The organism is Enterobacter sp. 118C5 (assembly GCF_034107645.1).
In the GTDB taxonomy this organism is placed as follows: Bacteria; Pseudomonadota; Gammaproteobacteria; order Enterobacterales; family Enterobacteriaceae; genus Enterobacter; species Enterobacter nematophilus.
On sequence record NZ_JAWNEU010000021.1, the window covers coordinates 25,116 to 45,057 of the forward strand.

At 58.2% G+C, this 19,942-nt stretch carries 16 protein-coding genes; 10 read left to right on the forward strand and 6 right to left on the reverse strand.

Translation table 11 applies throughout. The annotated features are described in order from the left end of the window. Window positions 1-69 precede the first annotated feature (69 nt). From katG to metB, 4 genes are all read right to left on the reverse strand, one after another. Window positions 70-2,250, reverse strand: coding sequence for a catalase/peroxidase HPI (gene katG / locus UTO39_RS21320; RefSeq protein ID WP_320728045.1), 2,181 nt, complete (start codon window positions 2,248-2,250; stop codon window positions 70-72). A 147-nt stretch (window positions 2,251-2,397) separates the two neighbouring features. Continuing rightward, a complete protein-coding gene (gene metF / locus UTO39_RS21325) occupies window positions 2,398-3,285 on the reverse strand; it encodes a methylenetetrahydrofolate reductase (RefSeq protein ID WP_320728046.1) in 888 nt (295 codons plus the stop codon). 230 nt (window positions 3,286-3,515) lie between these two features. After that, window positions 3,516-5,948: a bifunctional aspartate kinase/homoserine dehydrogenase II gene (locus UTO39_RS21330; protein ID WP_266179907.1), complete on the reverse strand. Its 2,433-nt coding sequence runs from the start codon at window positions 5,946-5,948 to the stop codon at window positions 3,516-3,518. 2 nt (window positions 5,949-5,950) lie between these two features. Next, complete coding sequence (gene metB, locus UTO39_RS21335) at window positions 5,951-7,111, reverse strand: cystathionine gamma-synthase (protein WP_320728047.1); 1,161 nt, start codon at window positions 7,109-7,111, stop codon at window positions 5,951-5,953. A 275-nt stretch (window positions 7,112-7,386) separates the two neighbouring features. Here metB and metJ point away from each other — a divergent pair, with 275 nt between their 5' ends. Beyond that, window positions 7,387-7,704 carry a met regulon transcriptional regulator MetJ gene (metJ, locus tag UTO39_RS21340; protein ID WP_003862042.1) on the forward strand — a complete coding sequence of 106 codons (318 nt, stop codon included), beginning with the start codon at window positions 7,387-7,389 and terminating at the stop codon, window positions 7,702-7,704. Between the two features lie 48 nt (window positions 7,705-7,752). Here the strand turns inward: metJ and rpmE are convergent, their stop codons facing one another. Continuing rightward, entirely contained in the window at window positions 7,753-7,965 is a 213-nt protein-coding gene (gene rpmE / locus UTO39_RS21345) for a 50S ribosomal protein L31 (protein WP_003862040.1), read from the reverse strand. Window positions 7,966-8,165: 200 nt separating this feature from the next. Between rpmE and priA the strand changes: the two genes are divergently transcribed. The 7 genes from priA (at window position 8,166) to rraA (ending at window position 16,128) form a co-directional block, all read left to right on the forward strand. Then, window positions 8,166-10,361 carry a primosomal protein N' gene (gene priA, locus UTO39_RS21350; RefSeq protein ID WP_045631547.1) on the forward strand — a complete coding sequence of 732 codons (2,196 nt, stop codon included), beginning with the start codon at window positions 8,166-8,168 and terminating at the stop codon, window positions 10,359-10,361. A 119-nt stretch (window positions 10,362-10,480) separates the two neighbouring features. After that, a complete protein-coding gene (gene cytR / locus UTO39_RS21355; protein WP_061096494.1) occupies window positions 10,481-11,506 on the forward strand; it encodes a DNA-binding transcriptional regulator CytR in 1,026 nt (341 codons plus the stop codon). Between the two features lie 93 nt (window positions 11,507-11,599). Next, complete coding sequence (gene ftsN, locus UTO39_RS21360; RefSeq protein WP_320728048.1) at window positions 11,600-12,592, forward strand: cell division protein FtsN; 993 nt, start codon at window positions 11,600-11,602, stop codon at window positions 12,590-12,592. Window positions 12,593-12,686: 94 nt separating this feature from the next. Next, on the forward strand, window positions 12,687-13,217 hold the full coding sequence (hslV, locus tag UTO39_RS21365; RefSeq protein ID WP_014072345.1) for an ATP-dependent protease subunit HslV: 531 nt from the start codon (window positions 12,687-12,689) through the stop codon (window positions 13,215-13,217). A gap of 9 nt (window positions 13,218-13,226) precedes the next feature. Next, window positions 13,227-14,561, forward strand: a complete 1,335-nt coding sequence (hslU, locus tag UTO39_RS21370; RefSeq protein WP_010436948.1) for an HslU--HslV peptidase ATPase subunit — start codon at window positions 13,227-13,229, stop codon at window positions 14,559-14,561. Window positions 14,562-14,623: 62 nt separating this feature from the next. Beyond that, the gene (gene menA / locus UTO39_RS21375; protein ID WP_253543521.1) at window positions 14,624-15,550 is read left to right on the forward strand and encodes a 1,4-dihydroxy-2-naphthoate polyprenyltransferase; all 927 of its coding nucleotides are present in this window, start codon (window positions 14,624-14,626) and stop codon (window positions 15,548-15,550) included. Between the two features lie 92 nt (window positions 15,551-15,642). Beyond that, the gene (gene rraA / locus UTO39_RS21380) at window positions 15,643-16,128 is read left to right on the forward strand and encodes a ribonuclease E activity regulator RraA (protein ID WP_014885702.1); all 486 of its coding nucleotides are present in this window, start codon (window positions 15,643-15,645) and stop codon (window positions 16,126-16,128) included. 585 nt (window positions 16,129-16,713) lie between these two features. On the opposite strand, the gene zapB is transcribed toward rraA, so the two are convergent. Then, window positions 16,714-16,953 (reverse strand): septal ring assembly protein ZapB, encoded by a 240-nt coding sequence (zapB, locus tag UTO39_RS21385; protein ID WP_010436935.1) that lies wholly within the window; start codon window positions 16,951-16,953, stop codon window positions 16,714-16,716. Between the two features lie 398 nt (window positions 16,954-17,351). Between zapB and UTO39_RS21390 the strand changes: the two genes are divergently transcribed. Together UTO39_RS21390 and glpK are read left to right on the forward strand one after the other, a co-directional pair. Beyond that, window positions 17,352-18,197, forward strand: coding sequence for an MIP/aquaporin family protein (locus UTO39_RS21390; protein ID WP_320728049.1), 846 nt, complete (start codon window positions 17,352-17,354; stop codon window positions 18,195-18,197). A gap of 21 nt (window positions 18,198-18,218) precedes the next feature. Continuing rightward, window positions 18,219-19,727, forward strand: coding sequence for a glycerol kinase GlpK (gene glpK / locus UTO39_RS21395; protein WP_028014844.1), 1,509 nt, complete (start codon window positions 18,219-18,221; stop codon window positions 19,725-19,727). The last annotated feature ends 215 nt before the right edge of the window (window positions 19,728-19,942 follow it).

Here is a 19,942-nt window from a genome sequence, read left to right on the forward strand (position 1 = left end):
GGGTGACAGCTACGCCTTACCCCGCCTGGATGACCGGCAAAAAAATCCCCGCCGTAGCGGGGATTGCTTTTACTTCACGTCAAACCGATCCAAATCCATCACCTTCGCCCATGCGGCAACGAAGTCACGGACAAACTTCTCGTGCGCATCGCTGCTGGCGTAAACCTCTGCCAGCGCGCGCAGGACGGCGTTCGAGCCAAAGACCAGGTCGGCGCGGGTCGCGGTGTATTTCACTTCACCGCTGGCGCGATCGCTACCGGCAAACAGCTCGTTTGAATCGTCGGTCGCTTTCCACTGGGTATTCATATCCAGCAGGTTCACGAAGAAGTCGTTGCTCAGCACGCCTTCGCGGCTGGTGAATACGCCATTCTTGCTGCCATCAAAGTTCGTACCCAGCACGCGCAGGCCGCCGATCAGCACCGTCAGCTCAGGCGCGGTCAGGGTCAGCTGCTGAGCCTTATCAATCAGCAGCGATTCCGTCGTGGACACATCCACCTGCGCACGGTAGTTGCGGAAGCCGTCGGCAATCGGTTCGAGCAGGTTGAACATCTCGATATCCGTCTGGTCCTGACGCGCATCTACGCGGCCCGGAGAGAACGGCACGTTGACGTAAACGCCCGCCGCTTTCGCCGCCTGCTCAACGCCCACAACGCCCGCCAGCACGATGATATCGGCCAGTGAAGCTTTGTTGGTGGTGCGCTGGATAGCTTCCAGAGCCGGCAGCGCGCGTACCGCCGCAGCGTTCACATCCCAGTCGCGCTGAGGAGCCAGCGCCAGACGCGCGCCGTTGGCACCGCCGCGCTTGTCGCCGCCGCGGAAGGTCGATGCAGATGCCCAGGCCACGGAAACCAGCTCGCTCACGGAGAGGCCAGAGGCCGCGATTTCCGCTTTCAGGCTTTCAATATCTTCCTGCGTCGGATGGAACACCGCCTGCGGCAGCGGATCCTGCCAAATCAGATCTTCTTTCGGCACTTCCGGGCCGATGTACCGCGCTTTTGGCCCCATATCGCGGTGGGTCAGTTTGAACCACGCGCGCGCGAAGGCTTCGTTAAAGGCCTGCGGATCGTTCAGGAAGCGACGGGAAATTTTCTCGAATTCCGGGTCGAAGCGCAGCGTCAGGTCGGTGACCAGCATGGTTGGCTTACGTTTTTTCGACGGGTCGAACGGGTCTGGCATGATTTCCGGCGCATCCACGGCTTCAAACTGAATCGCACCTGCCGGGCTGCGGGTCTGCACCCATTCGTATTTGAACAGGTTCTCGAAGAAGTAGTTGCTCCACTGGGTCGGAGTTTGTGACCAGATGACTTCCAGCCCGGAGGTGATAGCGTCAGCGCCAATACCGGTGCCGTGCGTGCTGGCCCAGCCTAAGCCCTGCGCTTCAATCGGCGAGGCTTCCGGGTCGGTGCCAACGTGCGTGGCTTCACCCGCGCCGTGGGTTTTACCGAGCGTATGGCCGCCTGCAATCAGCGCGACGGTCTCTTCGTCGTTCATGCCCATGTTGCCAAAGGTAGCGCGAATTGCCGCAGCCGCAGACAGCGGTTCACCGCTGGCGTTTGGCCCTTCCGGGTTCACGTAAATCAGGCCCATTTCGGTGGCCGCCAGCGGGCGTTTCGCCAGCGCTTCCGGGTCACGGTGGGTCAGCCAGGCTTTTTCATCGCCCCAGTTTACGTCCAGATCCGGTTCCCAGACGTCTTCACGACCGGCGCCAAATCCAAAGGTGCGGAAGCCGGAGTTCTCCAGCGCCACGTTACCCGCGAGGATAAACAGGTCGGCCCAGGAGATTTTTTGTCCGTATTTTTGCTTGATTGGCCACAGCAGGCGGCGCGCTTTATCCAGGCTGACGTTATCGGGCCAGGAGTTCAGCGGCGCAAAGCGCTGTTGGCCGCGTCCGGCTCCGCCGCGTCCGTCCACGGAGCGGTAAGTACCTGCCCCGTGCCAGGCCATGCGAATAAACAGACCCGCGTAGCTGCCCCAGTCGGCAGGCCACCACGGTTGAGAGTCGGTTAACAGGGCTTTGAGATCGCCCTTGAGGGCGGAATAGTCGAGCTTGCTGAATTCTTTGCGGTAGTCGAAGTCTTCACCCAGCGGGTTTGAACGGTTGGAATGTTGATTTAGAAGATCGATGCGGAGTTGTTTAGGCCACCACTCTTTGCTGCCGGTACCTGCGCCCGCGCTGTGATCGACGCCGCCCTGATGGAACGGACATTTGCCGGCGGATGCCGCGTTATTGGTCTCGTCTGACGTGCTCATCGCTATGCTCCCTTTACAGTGTTACCGTTACGATATACACCACTAGCAATAAGATATAGTTGAATTAATCCACAGATTCGATAGTTAATACCTTTTAACTCTCTACCTGACTAAAAAGCCCTCAATTTTATGAGGGCTTTTTGCTAATTACGCCGGGCGAACGCCGAGCGTATGACAGATGGCGTAGCTCATCTCCGCGCGGTTCAGCGTGTAGAAGTGGAAGTCTTTCACCCCTTCGCGGCTTAAGATTTTCACCATATCCATCGCGATGTTGGCCCCCACCAGCTTGCGGGTTTCCGCATCGTCGTCCAGCCCTTCGTACATTTTGGACATCCACAGCGGAATGCGCACGTTGGTCATATCGGCGAACTTCTTCGCCTGTTTGAAGTTAGAGACCGGCAGAATGCCCGGGATAATTTCGACGTCGATATCGGCCGAGACGCAGCGGTCGCGGAAGCGCAGATAGCTTTCCACGTCAAAGAAGAACTGGGTGATGGCGCGGTTGGCACCGGCCTCCACCTTACGCTTCAGGTTAAGCAGATCCGCCTGGGCGCTTTTCGCTTCCGGATGAACTTCAGGATAGGCGGCCACGGAGATATCGAAGTCGGCCACCTCCTTCAGCAGCCCGACCAGATCGGCCGCATACATCTCTGGCTTGCCGCTGCCGGGAGGGAGATCGCCGCGCAGGGCAACGATATGGCGGATACCGTTGTTCCAGTAGTCCTGGGCAATGGCGCGCAGCTCATCGCGGGTGGCGTCGATACAGGTCAGATGCGGCGCCGCTTCCAGACCGGTTCTGTCCTTAATGCCTTTAATAATGCTGTGCGTGCGGTCACGCTCGCCGGAGTTCGCACCGTAGGTCACGGAGACAAACTTCGGCTTCAGGCTGCTCAGGCGATCGATAGAGCTCCACAGGGTTTGCTCCATTTCACTGGTGCGCGGCGGGAAAAATTCAAAAGAGACGTTAATCTGGCCGTTTACTTCGGCCAGGCTCTGATTCAGTGCTTCCCGCTGGTTGGCGTGAAAAAAGCTCATACCTTACCTCTATCTTTCGCGTGTCGTTGTCTGTTGTGTTGTGAACTTCTATACGTTTAGACGTCCAGATGTAAAAATGACGGAAAAGCGGCGTGACGTCAACAGAAATAATCACATTAACGGTGAGGTTTGCTCAGGGAAGATGAGGAGAATTCATGATGGGGGTGGAAAGGTAGCACCGGGCAGTCCCCTCTCCCCTTTGGGGAGAGGGTTAGGGTGAGGGGGAGAGATTACAGCAGCTTAGCCAGACGGTTAATATCGGACTGGATGGCCCCGGCGGTGACGTCGCGTCCCGCACCCGGGCCGCGGATCACCAGCGGGTTATCGCGGTACCAGCGGCTTTCAATAGCGAAGACGTTATCGCACGGCAGCAGCGCCGCCAGCGGATGGTCAGGACGCACCGCCTCGACACCCACGCGCGCCTTACCGTTGGCCTCGAAACGCGCCACGTAGCGCAGCACCAGCCCCATCTCGTTCGCCGCTTCCAGACGCTGCACCATCTGGTCATTCAGCTCGTCGCCGTTCTCGAAGAAATGGTCAACGGACCCTTCCTCGCAGCCCGCAGGCACCAGCGACTCGACGCGTACGGAATCCGGCTCGATGTCATAACCGGCTTCGCGCGCCAGGATCACCAGCTTGCGCATCACGTCTTTACCGGAGAGGTCAACGCGCGGATCGGGCTCGGTTAAGCCCTGCTGCCAGGCCTGATCCACCAGGTCGGTGAACGGTACGGTGCCGTCAAACTGCAGGAACAGCCAGGAGAGCGTGCCGGAGAAGATCCCGCTCAGCGCCAGAATGCTGTCGCCGCTTTCAATCAGGTCGCGCACGGTGTGGTTAACCGGCAGGCCCGCGCCAACGGTGGCGTTATAGAGCCAGTGGCGACCCGTTTTTTCAAACGCGTCGTGGATCTGACGGTATTTATCGGTGCTGCTCGCCCCCGCCAGCTTGTTGGCGCTGATGACGTGGAAACCGTGGCTGGCGAAATCCAGATACTGATCGGCAAGCTGTTCGCTGGCGGTGACGTCCAGCACCACCAGATCGTCATACGGGTGCGCGCGCATCCACAGGAACAGCGACTCTTCGTCCTGCTCAACCGCTTCATCGTTAAAGAAGGCCAGCGCCCGGCTGGCGTCCAGCCCCTCGTAGTTCAGCAGGCTGCGGCGGCTATCCACCACGCCCGCAAGAATAAACTCAAACCCGGTACGCGCCGAAAGCGTGACCTGTTCGCGGGCAAACAGCTCCAGCCAGCGGGAACCGATGTTGCCCTTACCAAACAGCACCAGTCCGATGCGCTTTTCCGCGCGGAACAGCGAGGTGTGCAGGCCCTGAATCAGGCTTTCGGTTGGCCCTTTACGCAGGACGGCGACCAGGCTAATGCCCTCTTCCGACTGCCAGGTGAACTCCACCGGCTGGCCCTTCAGCTGCTGCCAGAAGCGGTGGCAGTGCAGCGGGTTGCGGGTGACGCCCGCGCCGACCATTGCCACCAGCGCCAGCCCCTGACGCAGGCGAAGCTCGCCCGGCAGGCCCGCTTCATCCAGAATTTTCAGGGCGCTGTCCGCCACTTCGGCGGTATAGCAGAACTGCAGCAGCTGGCGGTCATTATGAACGCCAACGGCCAGCGGACGCACCTGGGCGCGTTTCAGGATCGTGTCGATATCTTTATGCGCCAGCCTGAAGTCCTGACCCGCAGGGACCTGGAACTCAATCAGGCAGATGTCGTCGTGGCTGGTGACAATGCGCGCGCCCGTGCCGGATGCCAGCACGCGCTCGATGCGCGTGGAACCCTGATCCGGCGTGTAGCTACAGCGCAGCTGCAGGTCGATATCGCTGCCGGAAACCGGCTGCAGCGTACGCGCGTGCAGCACCGGTGCCGCCAGACGCGCCAGCTCGCTGGCTTCGTCGAGACGCAGCAGCGGCAACAGGCAGGCATCTTTCACCTTACGCGGGTCCGCGCTGTAAACACCGGCCACGTCGCTCCAGATGGTAACGCGGGACACGCCCGCCAGGGCACCAATTTGCGTTGCCGAGTAGTCCGAGCCGTTACGGCCCAGCAGCACGGTTTCACCGGCGTTGCTGCGGCTGATAAAGCCGGTGACGACAATACGTTTACCCGGATGCTGCACCAGCAGCTGTTGCAGCAGCGGATAGGACAACCCTTCGTCCACCTGAGGCTGCGCGGCGCGTTCCGCGCGCAGGAAATCACGCGCGTCGAGCCAGGCCGCGTCCACGCCCAGGTGTTGCAGCACGGCGGCCATCAGGCGCGCGGACCACACTTCACCGTGGCCCACCACTTCGGCATACACCGCGTCGGTAATCCCGCTGTCCAGCAGGGCAGCCAGACGCTCAAGGTCATGCGTGAAGGCGCCGATCAGCCCGTCCGCCACGTCCGCAGGCAGCAGGCCGGCAATCAGCTCGCTCTGGTAACGACGTAAGGACTGTTGCACCTGATGCGCAGAAAGGCGATCGGTCTGGCTCAGTTTCAGCCAGCTAATCAACTGGTTGGTGGTGCTGCCCGCCGCCGAGACAACCATCATGTCACCCGGCTGTGAATATTCGGTCATGATCCCTGCGACGCGCAGATAACATTTCACATCAGCAAGACTACTACCACCAAACTTGTGCAGCTGACGACCCTTCGCCCCTGCCTGCGCTATCACACTCATGATTACCCCTTGGCTGCGACCCGGAAGCCATTTTCCAGATCGGCAATTAAATCTTCAGAATCTTCAATACCGGTCGAGATACGCAGCAGCGTCTCGGAAATCCCGGCGGCGGCACGCGCTTCCGGTGCCATACCTGCGTGCGTCATGGTCGCGGCGTGGGAGATCAAGCTTTCAACCCCACCTAAGGATTCCGCCAGCGTAAACAATGACAGCCCGCTCAGGAAGCGACGCAGCGTTTGCTCGTCACCGTCCAGTTCAAAACTTAACATCGCGCCAAATCCTTTCTGCTGGCGCGCGGCAATCTCGTGCCCCTGGTTTTCCGGCAGCGACGGGTGATAAAGCTTCTTCACCAGCGGCTGGTTTTTCAGGAAATCGACAATCGCCTGGGCATTGCGCTGCGCCACGTCCATGCGCGGCGAAAGCGTGCGGATGCCGCGCAACAGCAGGTAGCTGTCGAACGCGCCCGCGGTGACGCCAATGTTATTGGCCCACCATGCCAGTTCCGTGACAACGTCGGGATCTTTTGCAATCACCACGCCCGCCACCACGTCAGAATGGCCGTTCAGATATTTAGTACATGAATGCAATACCAGATCCGCACCCAGTGCTAACGGGTTCTGAAGGGCCGGACTGAGGAAGGTATTATCCACTACACTTATCGCTCCCGCATCCCTTGCGAGCTGACAAATTTTCGCAATGTCGACAACGCGCAACAATGGGTTGCTTGGACTTTCCACCAGAACCAGCTTCGGCTTCTCTGCCAGCGCCTGTTTCAGCGCCTGCTCGTCGTTTTGATCGACAAACAGCACGCGGTAGCAGCCGCGCTTTGCCATGCTGTCAAACAGACGATAGCTGCCGCCGTAGCAGTCGTGCGGCGCAACCAGCAGATCGCCCGGTTTCAGAAACACTGTCGTCACGAGGTGAATGGCGGACATCCCCGTATTGGTTAATACTGCCCCTGCGCCCCCTTCCAGCTCGGCCAGCGCACGCTGGGTTACATCACGCGTAGGGTTGCCACGACGCGAGTAGTCATGCGCGCGCGGTTCATTAAATCCGGTGAAATTGTAGGTACTGGAAAGATGAATGGGCGGGACAACGCAGCCGTACTGCTCGTCATCATTTAATCCGCTACGCACTGCGATAGTGGCCTGTTTACGCGTCATGGTGAGGGCTTCCTGGCGAATGAGGTGAAAAGTCAGGCACCAGAGTAAACATTGAAAGTATGGACGTCAATACATCTGGACATCTAAACTTCTTTGCGTATAGATTGAGCAATGCGCAAATAGCCGTTAAAATTATATGCTTTAGTGCACGCTGCAGCGGCAATATCCGTGCCACGGTATCGTCTCTACGGTAAACTATGCAAGATTACGGTTCAAAACGGGCAGTGACCGGTTTGCACCTTTAGATTAATGACTGAGAGGATTAAAGGTATCTCATGGCTGAATGGAGCGGCGAATATATCAGCCCATACGCTGAGCACGGTAAGAAGAGTGAGCAAGTAAAGAAAATTACGGTTTCCATTCCTCTGAAGGTGTTGAAGATCCTCACCGATGAACGTACGCGTCGTCAGGTGAATAACCTGCGCCACGCGACCAACAGCGAACTGCTATGCGAAGCGTTCCTGCATGCGTTTACCGGCCAACCGTTGCCGAACGATGACGATCTGCGCAAAGAGCGTAGCGACGAAATCCCGGAAGAGGCGAAGGTGATCATGCGTGAACTGGGTATCGACCCGGAGACGTGGGAATACTGAGAAGCGGATACAAAAAAGGCACCTCGCGGTGCCTTTTTTTCGGGAAACTTATTTAGCGCCCGGGATGCTGAAACGCTTGTTGAAGCGGTCAACACGGCCACCGGTTGCAACATCACGCTGCTTACCAGTGTAGAACGGGTGGCATTTGCCGCACACGTCCAGGTTCAGATCGTGACCCACGGTAGAGCGGATCTGGATAGAGTTACCGCAAGAGCAGTTTGCAGTAATCATTTCGTATTTCGGGTGAATATCTTTTTTCATGGGAGAACCTCAGTTAAGGCCGCGTCGCTCTTCCAGCCCTAACGCCAGACACCACGCGATGTTGAATGTAAGTTCTTTGGCGTAAAGTACACCAAAGGCGGCGAATCATACAGAATTTAACCAGCGTATGCAAACTGATCCGCACGCCGCTTTTACTAATGTGTATACTAACGCGCCACTTTTCAAGTCAGGAAGATTCGATGCCCGTCGCTCACGTTGCCCTGCCCGTTCCGCTTCCCCGCACCTTTGACTACCTGCTGCCCGACAGCATGAGCGCCAAAGCGGGCTGTCGCGTGACCGTGCCGTTTGGCAAACAGCAGCGCGTGGGGATCGTCGTCTCCGTCAGCGATAAAAGCGAATTGCCCCTCAATGAACTGAAGTCGGTGGTTGAGGTGCTGGACAGCGAGCCGGTTTACTCCACCAGCACCTGGCGACTGCTGCTGTGGGCGGCGGATTATTATCATCACCCGATTGGCGACGTCCTTTTCCACGCTCTGCCGATCCTGCTGCGCCAGGGCAAGAGCGCCAGCCACGCCCCGATGTGGTACTGGTTTGCCACCGAACAGGGTCAGGCCGTGGACATCAACAGCCTGAAGCGCTCGCAGAAACAGCAGCAGGCGCTGGCGGCGCTGCGTCAGGGAAAAATCTGGCGGCATCAGGTCGACGAGCTTGAGGTCAGCGAAACGGCGCTACAGGCATTAAGAAAGAAAGGGCTGAGCGAGCTGGCCAGCGAAGCGCCCGCCCTTCACGACTGGCGCGACGGCTTCTCCGTCTCGGGCGATCGCCTGCGCCTGAATACCGAGCAGGCTACCGCGGTAGGCGCCATTCACAGCGCCTCGGACCATTTTTCCGCCTGGCTGCTGGCGGGCGTGACGGGCTCCGGCAAGACTGAAGTGTATCTGAGCGTGCTGGAAAACGTGCTCGCGCAGGGCAAACAGGCGCTGGTGATGGTGCCGGAAATCGGCCTGACGCCGCAGACCATCGCCCGCTTCCGCGAACGCTTTAACGCGCCGGTTGAGGTGCTGCACTCCGGGCTTAACGACAGCGAGCGCCTCAGCGCCTGGCTGAAAGCGAAAAACGGCGAAGCGGCGATTGTGATCGGCACCCGTTCGTCGCTGTTTACGCCGTTTAAAAACCTCGGTGTCATCGTCATCGACGAAGAGCACGACAGCTCCTATAAACAGCAGGAAGGCTGGCGCTACCATGCCCGCGACCTGGCGGTTTACCGCGCGCACAGCGAGCAAATTCCCATTATTCTCGGATCCGCCACGCCTGCGCTCGAAACGCTGCACAACGTACGCCAGCGTAAGTACCACATGCTGCGCCTGACGCGCCGCGCGGGGAACGCCCGCCCGGCCATTCAGCACGTGCTGGATCTCAAAGGCCAGCAGGTGCAGGCCGGGTTAGCGCCCGCATTGATTTCCCGCATGCGCCAGCATTTGCAGGCGGGGAACCAGGTGATCCTGTTCCTGAACCGTCGCGGATTCGCCCCCGCCCTGCTGTGCCACGACTGCGGCTGGATTGCCGAATGCCCGCGCTGCGACCACTACTACACCTTCCACCAGGCCCAGCGACACCTGCGCTGCCACCACTGCGACAGCCAGCGCCCGGTGCCGCGCCAGTGCCCGTCGTGCGGATCAACGCATATCGTGCCGGTGGGTCTGGGCACGGAACAGCTGGAACAGGCGCTAGGCCCCTTCTTCCCGGACGTGCCTATTTCCCGAATCGACCGGGACACCACCAGCCGCAAGGGGGCGCTGGAGCAGCAGCTTGCGGAAGTGCACCGCGGCGGCGCGCGCATTCTGATTGGCACCCAGATGCTGGCCAAAGGGCACCACTTCCCGGACGTGACGCTGGTCGCCCTGCTGGACGTCGACGGCGCGCTGTTCTCGGCAGATTTCCGCTCCGCCGAGCGCTTCGCCCAGCTTTATACGCAGGTGGCAGGGCGTGCGGGACGCGCAGGCAAGCAGGGCGAGGTGGTACTGCAAACGCACCATCCTGAGCATCCGCTGCTACAGACTCTGCTGCACAAAGGCTATGACGCCTTTGCCGAGCAGGCGCTGGCCGAACGCCAGACCATGCAGCTGCCGCCGTGGACCAGCCACGTCATCATCCGCGCGGAAGATCATAACAACCAGCAGGCGCCGCTTTTCCTGCAACAGCTGAGGAATCTCCTGCAGGCCAGCCCGCTGGTGGATAACCAGCTGTGGATCCTGGGCCCGGTGCCTGCGCTGGCGCCAAAACGCGGTGGACGCTTCCGCTGGCAAATTTTACTTCAGCACCCCTCGCGCATTCGCCTGCAGCACATCGTCAGCGGCACGCTGGCGCTCATCAACACCCTGCCGGAAGCGCGTAAAGTGAAGTGGGTGCTGGACGTCGATCCCATCGAAGGCTGAAGACGGATCGAAAAATTTAACGCGCCTCACACTTTTTATGAAAATTCTGTAACCGATTCCATTAACTATCTGTAAAAATGGTGACGTCCGCAGTTCGGTGTTCAGGCGAGGAGAAGACGTTGAAGTCCAGGAAAGAGGTTGCCACGGCGACCATGAAAGACGTTGCCGAGAAAGCACAAGTCTCAACGGCAACCGTGTCCCGCGCATTAATGAACCCGGATAAAGTCTCCCAGGCGACCCGTAACAAGGTTGAACAGGCGGCCCTGGAAGTGGGGTATTTCCCGCAGGCGATGGGGCGGAACGTCAAGCGCAATGAATCGCGGACCATCCTGGTGATAGTGCCGGACATCTGCGATCCCTTCTTCAGCGAGATCATTCGCGGTATCGAAGTGACGGCGGCGGAGCAGGGCTATCTGGTGCTGATTGGCGACTGTGCCCACCAGAACCAGCAGGAAAAAACCTTTATCGACCTCATTATCACCAAGCAGATTGACGGCATGCTGCTGCTTGGATCGCGCCTGCCGTTTGATGCCAGCATCGAAGAACAGCGCAATTTACCGCCGATGGTGATGGCCAACGAGTTTGCGCCTGAGCTGGAACTACCCACGGTACATATCGATAACCTGACGGCCGCGTTCAACGCGGTGAACTATCTTCAGGAGCTGGGGCATAAGCGCATTGGCTGCATTGCCGGGCCGGAAGAGATGCCGCTCTGCCACTATCGCCTGCAGGGCTATGTTCAGGCGCTGCGCCGTACCGGGGCGATTGTCGATCCGCACTACATTGCGCGCGGCGATTTTACTTTCGAAGCGGGCGGACAGGCGCTGGAGAGACTGCTGGCGCTGCCGGAACCGCCAACGGCGGTGTTCTGCCACAGCGACGTGATGGCGCTGGGGGCGCTATCATACGCCAAGCGCCGTGGGTTACGCGTGCCGAAAGACCTGTCGATTATCGGCTTCGATAACATTTCGCTTTCAGAGTTTTGCGATCCGCCGCTCTCCACCGTTTCACAACCGCGCTATCAGATTGGCCGTGAAGCGATGCTGCTTCTGCTGGATCAGCTGCAGGGTCAAACGGTTAGCAGCGGTTCGCGGTTACTGGACTGCGAGCTGATTGTTCGCGGTTCGACCCAGGCATTGACTTAAAGTAAACGCCTTTCGGACACCCTTATCTGGTCAAAGCCCCGCCGCTTAAGTAACATGGCGGGCTGACGAACGAATAAATACAGCGAAACGATAGTGGCACAACGAGATTATGTACGTCGCGGCCAGCCGGCACCTTCGCGACGCAAAAAGAGTAGTTCAAAAAGCAAGCAGCGTAATCTGCCTGCGGTCTCGCCAGCAATGGTCGCTATTGCTGCGGCAGTGCTGGTGGCCTTTATTGGCGGCCTGTACTTCATCACGCACCATAAAAAAGAAGAGTCCGAGGCGCTTCAGGGCAACAAAGTGGTGGGAAATGGTCTGCCGCCGAAACCTGAAGAGCGCTGGCGCTATATTAAAGAGCTGGAAAGCCGTCAGCCCGGCGTGCGCGCACCTACTGAGCCCTCAGCCGGTGGCGAAGTGAAAAATGCCGACCAGCTGACGGACGAGCAGCGGCAGCTGCTGGCACAGATGCAGGCCGATATGCGCCAGCAGCCGACGCAGCTGAACGAAGTGCCGTGGAATGAACAAACGCCAGCGCAGCGTCAGCAAACGTTGCAGCTGCAGCGTCAGCGCCAGGCACAAATTCAACAGCAGCAACAGCAGCAGCAGCAGCAGCAGTGGACGCAAACTCAGCCGGTACAGCAGCCGAAGGCCCAGCCATACCAGCAGCAGCAGACGCGTACGGCGCAGTCGCAGCCTGTTCAACAGCCAAAAGCGCAGCCGCAAAAGCAAACGGCGCAGCCGTATCAGGATTTGCTCCAGACGCCAGCGCATACTACCGCGCAGCAGCCGAAAACGCAGCAGGCCGCACCGGTGACCAAAGAGACCGAAGCGCCGAAGCAGACGGCAGAGAAAAAAGACGAGCGCCGCTGGATGGTGCAGTGCGGTTCGTTTAAAGGTGCCGAGCAGGCGGAAACCGTGCGTGCTCAGCTGGCGTTCGAAGGATTTGATTCACGCATTACCACCAACAACGGCTGGAATCGCGTGGTGATTGGCCCGGTCAAAGGCAAAGAAAATGCCGATGGCACCATTTCGCGCCTGAAAGTGGCCGGTCACACAAACTGCATTCGACTCGCCTCCGGGGGTTGAAACCCCCAAAATCCCCCCCATCTATCATTTAATTCAGCCCTGAGCACAGGCTCAGGGCTTCTGTTTCCCGAATTTGTAACCAGGGGGTCTGCTCGTGACAACAATAGTAAGTGTACGCCGTAACGGCCAGGTGGTAATTGCCGGTGATGGCCAGGCCACGCTGGGTAATACCGTCATGAAAGGCAACGTGAAGAAAGTGCGTCGTCTCTACAACGACAAAGTGATCGCCGGTTTTGCAGGCGGCACGGCGGATGCCTTCACGCTGTTTGAACTGTTTGAACGCAAGCTGGAAATGCACCAGGGTCATCTGGTGAAAGCTGCCGTTGAGCTGGCAAAAGACTGGCGTACCGACCGTATGCTGCGCAAGCTCGAAGCGCTGCTGGCGGTCGCGGATGAAACCGCCTCGCTGATCATCACCGGTAACGGTGACGTGATTCAGCCGGAAAACGACCTGATTGCCATCGGCTCTGGCGGCCCTTATGCCCAGGCTGCAGCCCGCGCGCTGTTGGAAAATACCGATATGAACGCGCGTGATATCGCGGTGAAGGCGTTGGATATTGCAGGTGATATCTGCATCTATACCAACCACAACCACACCATCGAAGAATTGACCTCCAAAGCGTAAGGATCTCCCATGTCTGAAATGACCCCACGCGAAATTGTCAGCGAACTGAACAAACACATTATCGGCCAGGATAACGCCAAGCGCTCCGTGGCTATCGCGTTGCGTAACCGCTGGCGTCGTATGCAGCTTGACGAAGAGCTGCGTCACGAAGTCACGCCGAAAAACATTCTGATGATCGGCCCGACCGGCGTCGGTAAAACCGAAATCGCCCGTCGTCTGGCGAAGCTGGCGAACGCGCCGTTCATCAAAGTTGAAGCCACCAAGTTCACCGAAGTGGGCTATGTGGGTAAAGAAGTGGACTCTATCATCCGCGATCTGACCGATTCTGCGATTAAGATGGTGCGCGTCCAGGCGATTGAGAAAAACCGCTACCGCGCGGAAGAGATGGCGGAAGAGCGCATTCTCGACGTGCTGATCCCGCCGGCGAAAAACAACTGGGGCCAGGCAGAACAGCAGGCTGAGCCTTCAGCCGCGCGCCAGGCGTTCCGCAAAAAACTGCGTGAAGGCCAGCTGGACGACAAAGAGATTGAGATCGACCTCGCGGCCGCGCCGATGGGCGTTGAAATCATGGCGCCTCCGGGCATGGAAGAGATGACCAGCCAGCTGCAGTCCATGTTCCAGAACCTGGGCGGCCAGAAGCAGAAAGCGCGTAAGCTGAAAATCAAAGACGCGATGAAGCTGCTGATTGAAGAAGAAGCGGCGAAGCTGGTGAACCCGGAAGAGCTGAAGCAGGACGCTATCGACGCGGTTGAGCAGCACGGTATCGTGTTTATCGACGAAATCGACAAAATTTGTAAGCGCGGCGGCAACAGCTCCGGCCCGGACGTGTCCCGCGAAGGCGTACAGCGCGACCTGCTGCCGCTGGTTGAAGGCTGCACCGTCTCTACCAAGCACGGCATGGTGAAAACGGACCACATTCTGTTTATCGCTTCCGGTGCGTTCCAGGTGGCCAGCCCGTCGGATCTGATCCCGGAACTGCAGGGTCGTCTGCCTATCCGCGTTGAGCTGCAGGCGCTGACCACCGAAGATTTCGAGCGCATCCTGACCGAGCCGAACGCCTCTGCTACCGTACAGTACAAGGCGTTGATGGCGACCGAAGGCGTTAACCTCGAGTTCACCGAAGACGGTATCAAGCGTATCGCCCAGGCCGCATGGCAGGTCAACGAAACCACCGAGAACATCGGTGCGCGTCGTCTGCACACCGTGCTGGAACGCCTGGTGGAAGACATCTCGTATGATGCGAGCGACCTCAACGGTCAAACCATTACCATTGACGCAGAATATGTGAGCAAACATCTGGATGCATTAGTGGCAGATGAAGATCTGAGCCGTTTTATCCTATAATCGCGGTTACTGCATTCTCATCACTGTTAATGGGGGCTAAGGCCCCCATTTTTATTGGCTAAATTACTATGACTGATATCAGCCGTACTCAGGCGTGGCTCGAAAGCCTGCGCCCTAAAACGCTTCCTCTGGCCTTTGCCGCGATTATCGTCGGTACGGCGCTTGCCTGGTGGCAGGGTTATTTTGATCCGCTGGTCGCCGCGCTGGCATTGATTACCGCTGGCCTGCTGCAAATCCTCTCCAACCTCGCGAACGACTACGGTGATGCGGTGAAAGGCAGCGATAAGCCTGACCGTATCGGGCCGCTGCGCGGGATGCAGAAAGGGGTCATTACCCAGGCACAGATGAAGCGCGCGCTGATTATCACCGTGGTACTGATTTGCTTGTCCGGCCTGGCGCTGGTGACGGTTGCCTCGAAAACCACCAGCGACTTCATTGGCTTCCTGGTGCTGGGTCTGCTCGCCATCGTCGCGGCCATCACCTACACCGTCGGCACGCGCCCTTACGGCTATATTGGCCTCGGGGATATCTCCGTGCTGGTATTCTTCGGCTGGCTGAGCGTGATGGGAAGCTGGTACTTACAGGCGCATACGGTGATCCCTGCCCTGTTCCTCCCGGCAACCGCCTGCGGCCTGCTGGCGACGGCGGTGCTCAATATCAATAACCTGCGCGATATCGACAGCGACCGTGAGAACGGCAAGAACACGCTGGCGGTGCGTCTGGGGCCGGTGAATGCGCGCCGCTATCATGCCTGCCTGCTTATTGGCGCGCTGGTTTGCCTGGCGCTGTTTAACCTGATTTCCCTGCACAGCCTGTGGGGCTGGCTGTTTGTGCTTGCCGCGCCGCTGCTGGTTAAGCAGGCCCGCTTTGTGATGCGTGAACTCAGCCCGGCAGCCATGCCGCCGATGCTGGAGCGAACGGTAAAAGGCGCGCTGCTGACTAACCTGTTGTTCGTCATTGGGATTGTGTTAAGCCAGACGCTCAGTTAGCTGACAAATATCAATTAACAATTGATGATTTTGCCAACAACGCATTTCGCACGATATACTGAACACATTCGCAGCAACTGAGCGTTAAACCTATGAAATACGATACCTCCGAGCTTTGTGACATCTACCAGGAAGATGTCAACGTCGTTGAACCGCTGTTCTCCAACTTTGGTGGGCGGTCATCGTTTGGCGGGCAAATCGTCACGGTGAAATGTTTCGAGGACAACGGGTTGCTGTACGATCTGCTCGAACAGAACGGCCGTGGCCGCGTTCTGGTGGTCGACGGCGGCGGGTCCGTGCGTCGCGCACTGATTGATGCTGAACTGGCCGGAATTGCCGTCCAGAACGAGTGGGAAGGCATCGTGGTATACGGCTCCGTGCGTCAGGTGGACGATCTCGAAGACCTGGATATTGGAATTCAGGCCATCGCGGCCATTCCGGTAGGCGCTGCAGGTGACGGCATCGGCGAAAGCGACGTGCGCGTCAATTTCGGCGGCGTGACCTTCTTCTCCGGGGACCATCTCTACGCTGATAATACCGGCATTATCCTTTCCGAAGATCCGCTGGATATTGAGTAGTAAAAGAGTCAGCGTGAACCATAAAAAAACCGCCAACAGCAATGTGGCGGTTTTTTTGTCCCTCGGGATTCGCGGTCCGTTGGGAAATTTTGCAACCTTTAACCAGGATTTTTATCTTACCCTGGTTCATACCTCAGGTGATCCCTGTTAGCCCTTTATAAATTCCTAATTATCTATGGAAACCTTAACTACGCAGGTATTGCTCATTATGATGCTGCGTCCCTTTCCGCCATCTTGCAAATGGGCATCGGTCCAGGGAAAGGTGTACTCACAACCGTAAAGCAGCCTTTAACCAGGCTTGTGTCCACCGACTTATCACCGATGGTGAACGGTGGAGCGGTTAGCTGCAGGGACCGCATAATGAAACGCTATTTATGTATTGCGTTCATTGTCGCCAGCGTACTCGTAGTAAAGAGTGATGAACCCAATGTGTTAATTGCTCTTACTATGACAGCGCAGGACAAGTAGCGTTAAGGCCGCCTTTGGCGGCCTTTTTTATGGTTGTTGCAGACTGACATCAAACCATAAAAAAGCCGGGTGGCGTTGTCGCCTTACCCGGCCTGTTCAGTGCAATCCCAACAGGAATTAGACCTCTTCCATACGTCCCAGCAGCGCCTGCAGGCGATCCTGCCAACCGTTCTGCTGTTCGCGCAGCTGGTTGTTTTCGCGCTCCAGTTCTTCGCGGCCGTGCTGAGCGTTCTGAACTTCCTGCGCCAGGCTGTTGTTCTTCTCTTTCAGCTCTTCAATTTCCATCTGCAGCAGCGTGATGGTGTCAATCGCCTGCTGTACTTTCGATTCCAGTTTCTCAAACACTTCTAAAGACATGATCCTACCTCTCCTGAATTGCAAGGCGACGCTTTAACGTAAACGCGCACAACATATGTTCCGATTGTATGGAGCGCAGTCGCCCCTGTCCAGCGGCATGCCACGCAGATCGCGGTTTGCAACACTTTTCGGCCTCGTCCTGGTGCGTTCGCCGCATATACCACTAAGTTGTTAACCCATTCGTTAAAAAAATGATTCAACTCGCCGTGCGCGACTGATGCAAAAACGCGCTTTATGGCGCGAAAACGCTCATTTTATTGACACAGACCACACATTTTAATTTCGATATTTCTCGTTTTTGCTCGTTAACGATAAATTAACACTATGTCTACAGGGCATCGTGGCTGTCACGGGCGGCCACGCTAACAATAAACATCAATTTCTTCAGGATTCCGATTATGAGTCAGACATCAACCTTAAAAGGCCAGTGCATTGCCGAGTTCCTTGGTACCGGGTTGTTGATATTCTTCGGAGTGGGCTGTGTCGCTGCACTGAAAGTGGCGGGTGCCAGTTTTGGTCAGTGGGAAATCAGTATCATCTGGGGTCTGGGCGTGGCGATGGCCATCTACCTGACTGCAGGGGTCTCTGGTGCACATCTTAACCCGGCGGTGACTATCGCACTGTGGCTGTTCGCGTGCTTCGACGGACGCAAAGTTGTTCCTTTCATTATTTCTCAATTTGCCGGCGCGTTTTGCGCAGCGGCGTTAGTTTACGGGCTTTATTACAATCTTTTCATCGACTTCGAACAGACGCATCATATGGTGCGCGGCAGCGTCGAAAGTCTGGATCTGGCAGGCATCTTCTCAACCTACCCTAACCCGCATATCAATTTTGTGCAGGCGTTCGCAGTTGAAATGGTGATTACCGCTATTCTGATGGGCGTTATCCTGGCGCTGACCGACGACGGAAACGGCATTCCGCGCGGTCCGCTGGCTCCCCTGCTGATTGGTCTGCTGATTGCGGTGATTGGCGCATCCATGGGCCCGCTGACCGGCTTCGCGATGAACCCGGCGCGTGATATCGGACCCAAAGCGTTCGCCTTTATCGCAGGCTGGGGCGACGTGGCCTTCACCGGCGGCAAAGACATTCCTTACTTCCTGGTGCCGCTGTTTGCGCCGGTTGTCGGGGCTGCGCTGGGCGCATTTAGCTACCGCAAATTAATTGGTCGCCACTTACCGTGCGACACCTGTGTGGACGAGGAGAAGAAAACGACTTCTACCGCACAACAAAAAGCTTCGCTGTAATCTGACTACGGGACACATACCATGACCGAAAAAAAATATATCGTTGCGCTCGACCAGGGCACTACCAGCTCCCGCGCTGTCGTAATGGATCATGACGCGAACATTGTCAGCGTGTCTCAACGTGAATTTGAGCAAATTTATCCCCGTCCAGGCTGGGTAGAACACGACCCGATGGAGATCTGGGCGTCACAAAGCTCCACGCTGGTGGAAGTGCTGGCGAAAGCCGATATCAGTTCCGACGAGATTGCCGCGATTGGTATTACCAACCAGCGTGAAACCACCGTAGTGTGGGAACGCGAAACCGGTAAGCCTATTTACAACGCCATCGTCTGGCAGTGCCGCCGTACGTCAGAAATCTGCGAACAGCTTAAGCGTGACGGGATGGAAGAGTATGTGCGCAGCGCCACCGGCCTGGTGGTTGACCCGTACTTCTCAGGTACCAAAGTGAAGTGGATCCTCGACCACGTGGAAGGTTCACGCGAGCGTGCAAAGCGCGGCGAGCTGCTGTTCGGGACCGTCGATACCTGGCTTATCTGGAAGATGACTCAGGGACGCGTCCACGTTACCGACTACACCAACGCCTCGCGTACGATGCTGTTCAACATCAACACCCTGGAGTGGGATGACAAGATGCTGGACGCGCTGGATATTCCGCGCGCAATGCTGCCTGAAGTGCGTAAGTCGTCTGAAGTGTACGGCCAGACCAACATCGGCGGTAAAGGCGGCACCCGTATTCCTATCGCCGGGATCGCCGGTGACCAGCAGGCGGCGCTGTTCGGCCAGCTGTGCGTGAAGGAAGGGATGGCGAAGAATACCTACGGCACCGGCTGCTTTATGCTGATGAACACCGGCGAGAAAGCGGTGAAGTCAGAAAACGGCCTGCTGACCACCATCGCCTGCGGCCCGCGCGGCGAGGTGAACTATGCCCTGGAAGGTGCGGTGTTTATGGCAGGCGCATCCATTCAGTGGCTGCGCGACGAGATGAAGCTGATCAGCGACGCGTTTGACTCCGAGTACTTCGCGACCAAAGTGAAAGACACCAACGGCGTGTACGTGGTGCCTGCGTTCACTGGTCTGGGCGCGCCGTATTGGGATCCGTATGCCCGCGGCGCGATTTTCGGCCTGACGCGTGGTGTGAACTCTAACCACATCATCCGCGCCACCCTGGAATCCATCGCCTACCAGACGCGCGACGTGCTGGAAGCGATGCAGGCAGACTCCGGCATTCGTCTGCACGCCCTGCGCGTGGACGGCGGCGCGGTGGCTAACAACTTCCTGATGCAGTTCCAGTCCGACATACTGGGCACCCGCGTTGAGCGCCCAGAAGTGCGTGAAGTAACGGCGCTGGGCGCAGCGTACCTTGCCGGTCTGGCGGTAGGCTTCTGGCAGAACCTGGACGAGCTGCAGGAGAAAGCGGTCATCGAACGCGAATTCCGCCCTGGCATCGAAACCACCGAGCGCAACTACCGCTACAGCGGCTGGAAGAAAGCGGTGAAACGCGCCCTGGCGTGGGAAGAGCACGAAGAGTAAGCCAATCCCCCTCACCCTAACCCTCTCCCCATGTACGGTCCGGGGACTTAAAACACCCTCTCCCCTTTGGGGAGAGGGCCGGGGTGAGGGGCTCCGCCCGCCCCGGGGGGGGGGGGGGGGGGGGGGGGGGGGGGGGGGGGGGGGGGGGGGGGGGGGGGGGGGGGGGGGGGGGGGGGGGGGGGGGGGGGGGGGGGGGGGGGGGGGGGGGGGGGGGG

What these genes read in the sequence shown, in the direction of transcription:
- glpK (WP_028014844.1), top strand. Translation starts at nt 18,219, where the DNA reads ATGACCGAAAAAAAATATATCGTTGCGCTCGACCAGGGCACTACCAGC.
- metF (WP_320728046.1), bottom strand. Translation starts at nt 3,285, where the DNA reads ATGAGCTTTTTTCACGCCAACCAGCGGGAAGCACTGAATCAGAGCCTG.
- metB (WP_320728047.1), bottom strand. Translation starts at nt 7,111, where the DNA reads ATGACGCGTAAACAGGCCACTATCGCAGTGCGTAGCGGATTAAATGAT.
- priA (WP_045631547.1), top strand. Translation starts at nt 8,166, where the DNA reads ATGCCCGTCGCTCACGTTGCCCTGCCCGTTCCGCTTCCCCGCACCTTT.
- rraA (WP_014885702.1), top strand. Translation starts at nt 15,643, where the DNA reads ATGAAATACGATACCTCCGAGCTTTGTGACATCTACCAGGAAGATGTC.
- katG (WP_320728045.1), bottom strand. Translation starts at nt 2,250, where the DNA reads ATGAGCACGTCAGACGAGACCAATAACGCGGCATCCGCCGGCAAATGT.
- UTO39_RS21390 (WP_320728049.1), top strand. Translation starts at nt 17,352, where the DNA reads ATGAGTCAGACATCAACCTTAAAAGGCCAGTGCATTGCCGAGTTCCTT.
- rpmE (WP_003862040.1), bottom strand. Translation starts at nt 7,965, where the DNA reads ATGAAAAAAGATATTCACCCGAAATACGAAATGATTACTGCAAACTGC.
- metJ (WP_003862042.1), top strand. Translation starts at nt 7,387, where the DNA reads ATGGCTGAATGGAGCGGCGAATATATCAGCCCATACGCTGAGCACGGT.
- zapB (WP_010436935.1), bottom strand. Translation starts at nt 16,953, where the DNA reads ATGTCTTTAGAAGTGTTTGAGAAACTGGAATCGAAAGTACAGCAGGCG.
- UTO39_RS21330 (WP_266179907.1), bottom strand. Translation starts at nt 5,948, where the DNA reads ATGAGTGTGATAGCGCAGGCAGGGGCGAAGGGTCGTCAGCTGCACAAG.
- hslU (WP_010436948.1), top strand. Translation starts at nt 13,227, where the DNA reads ATGTCTGAAATGACCCCACGCGAAATTGTCAGCGAACTGAACAAACAC.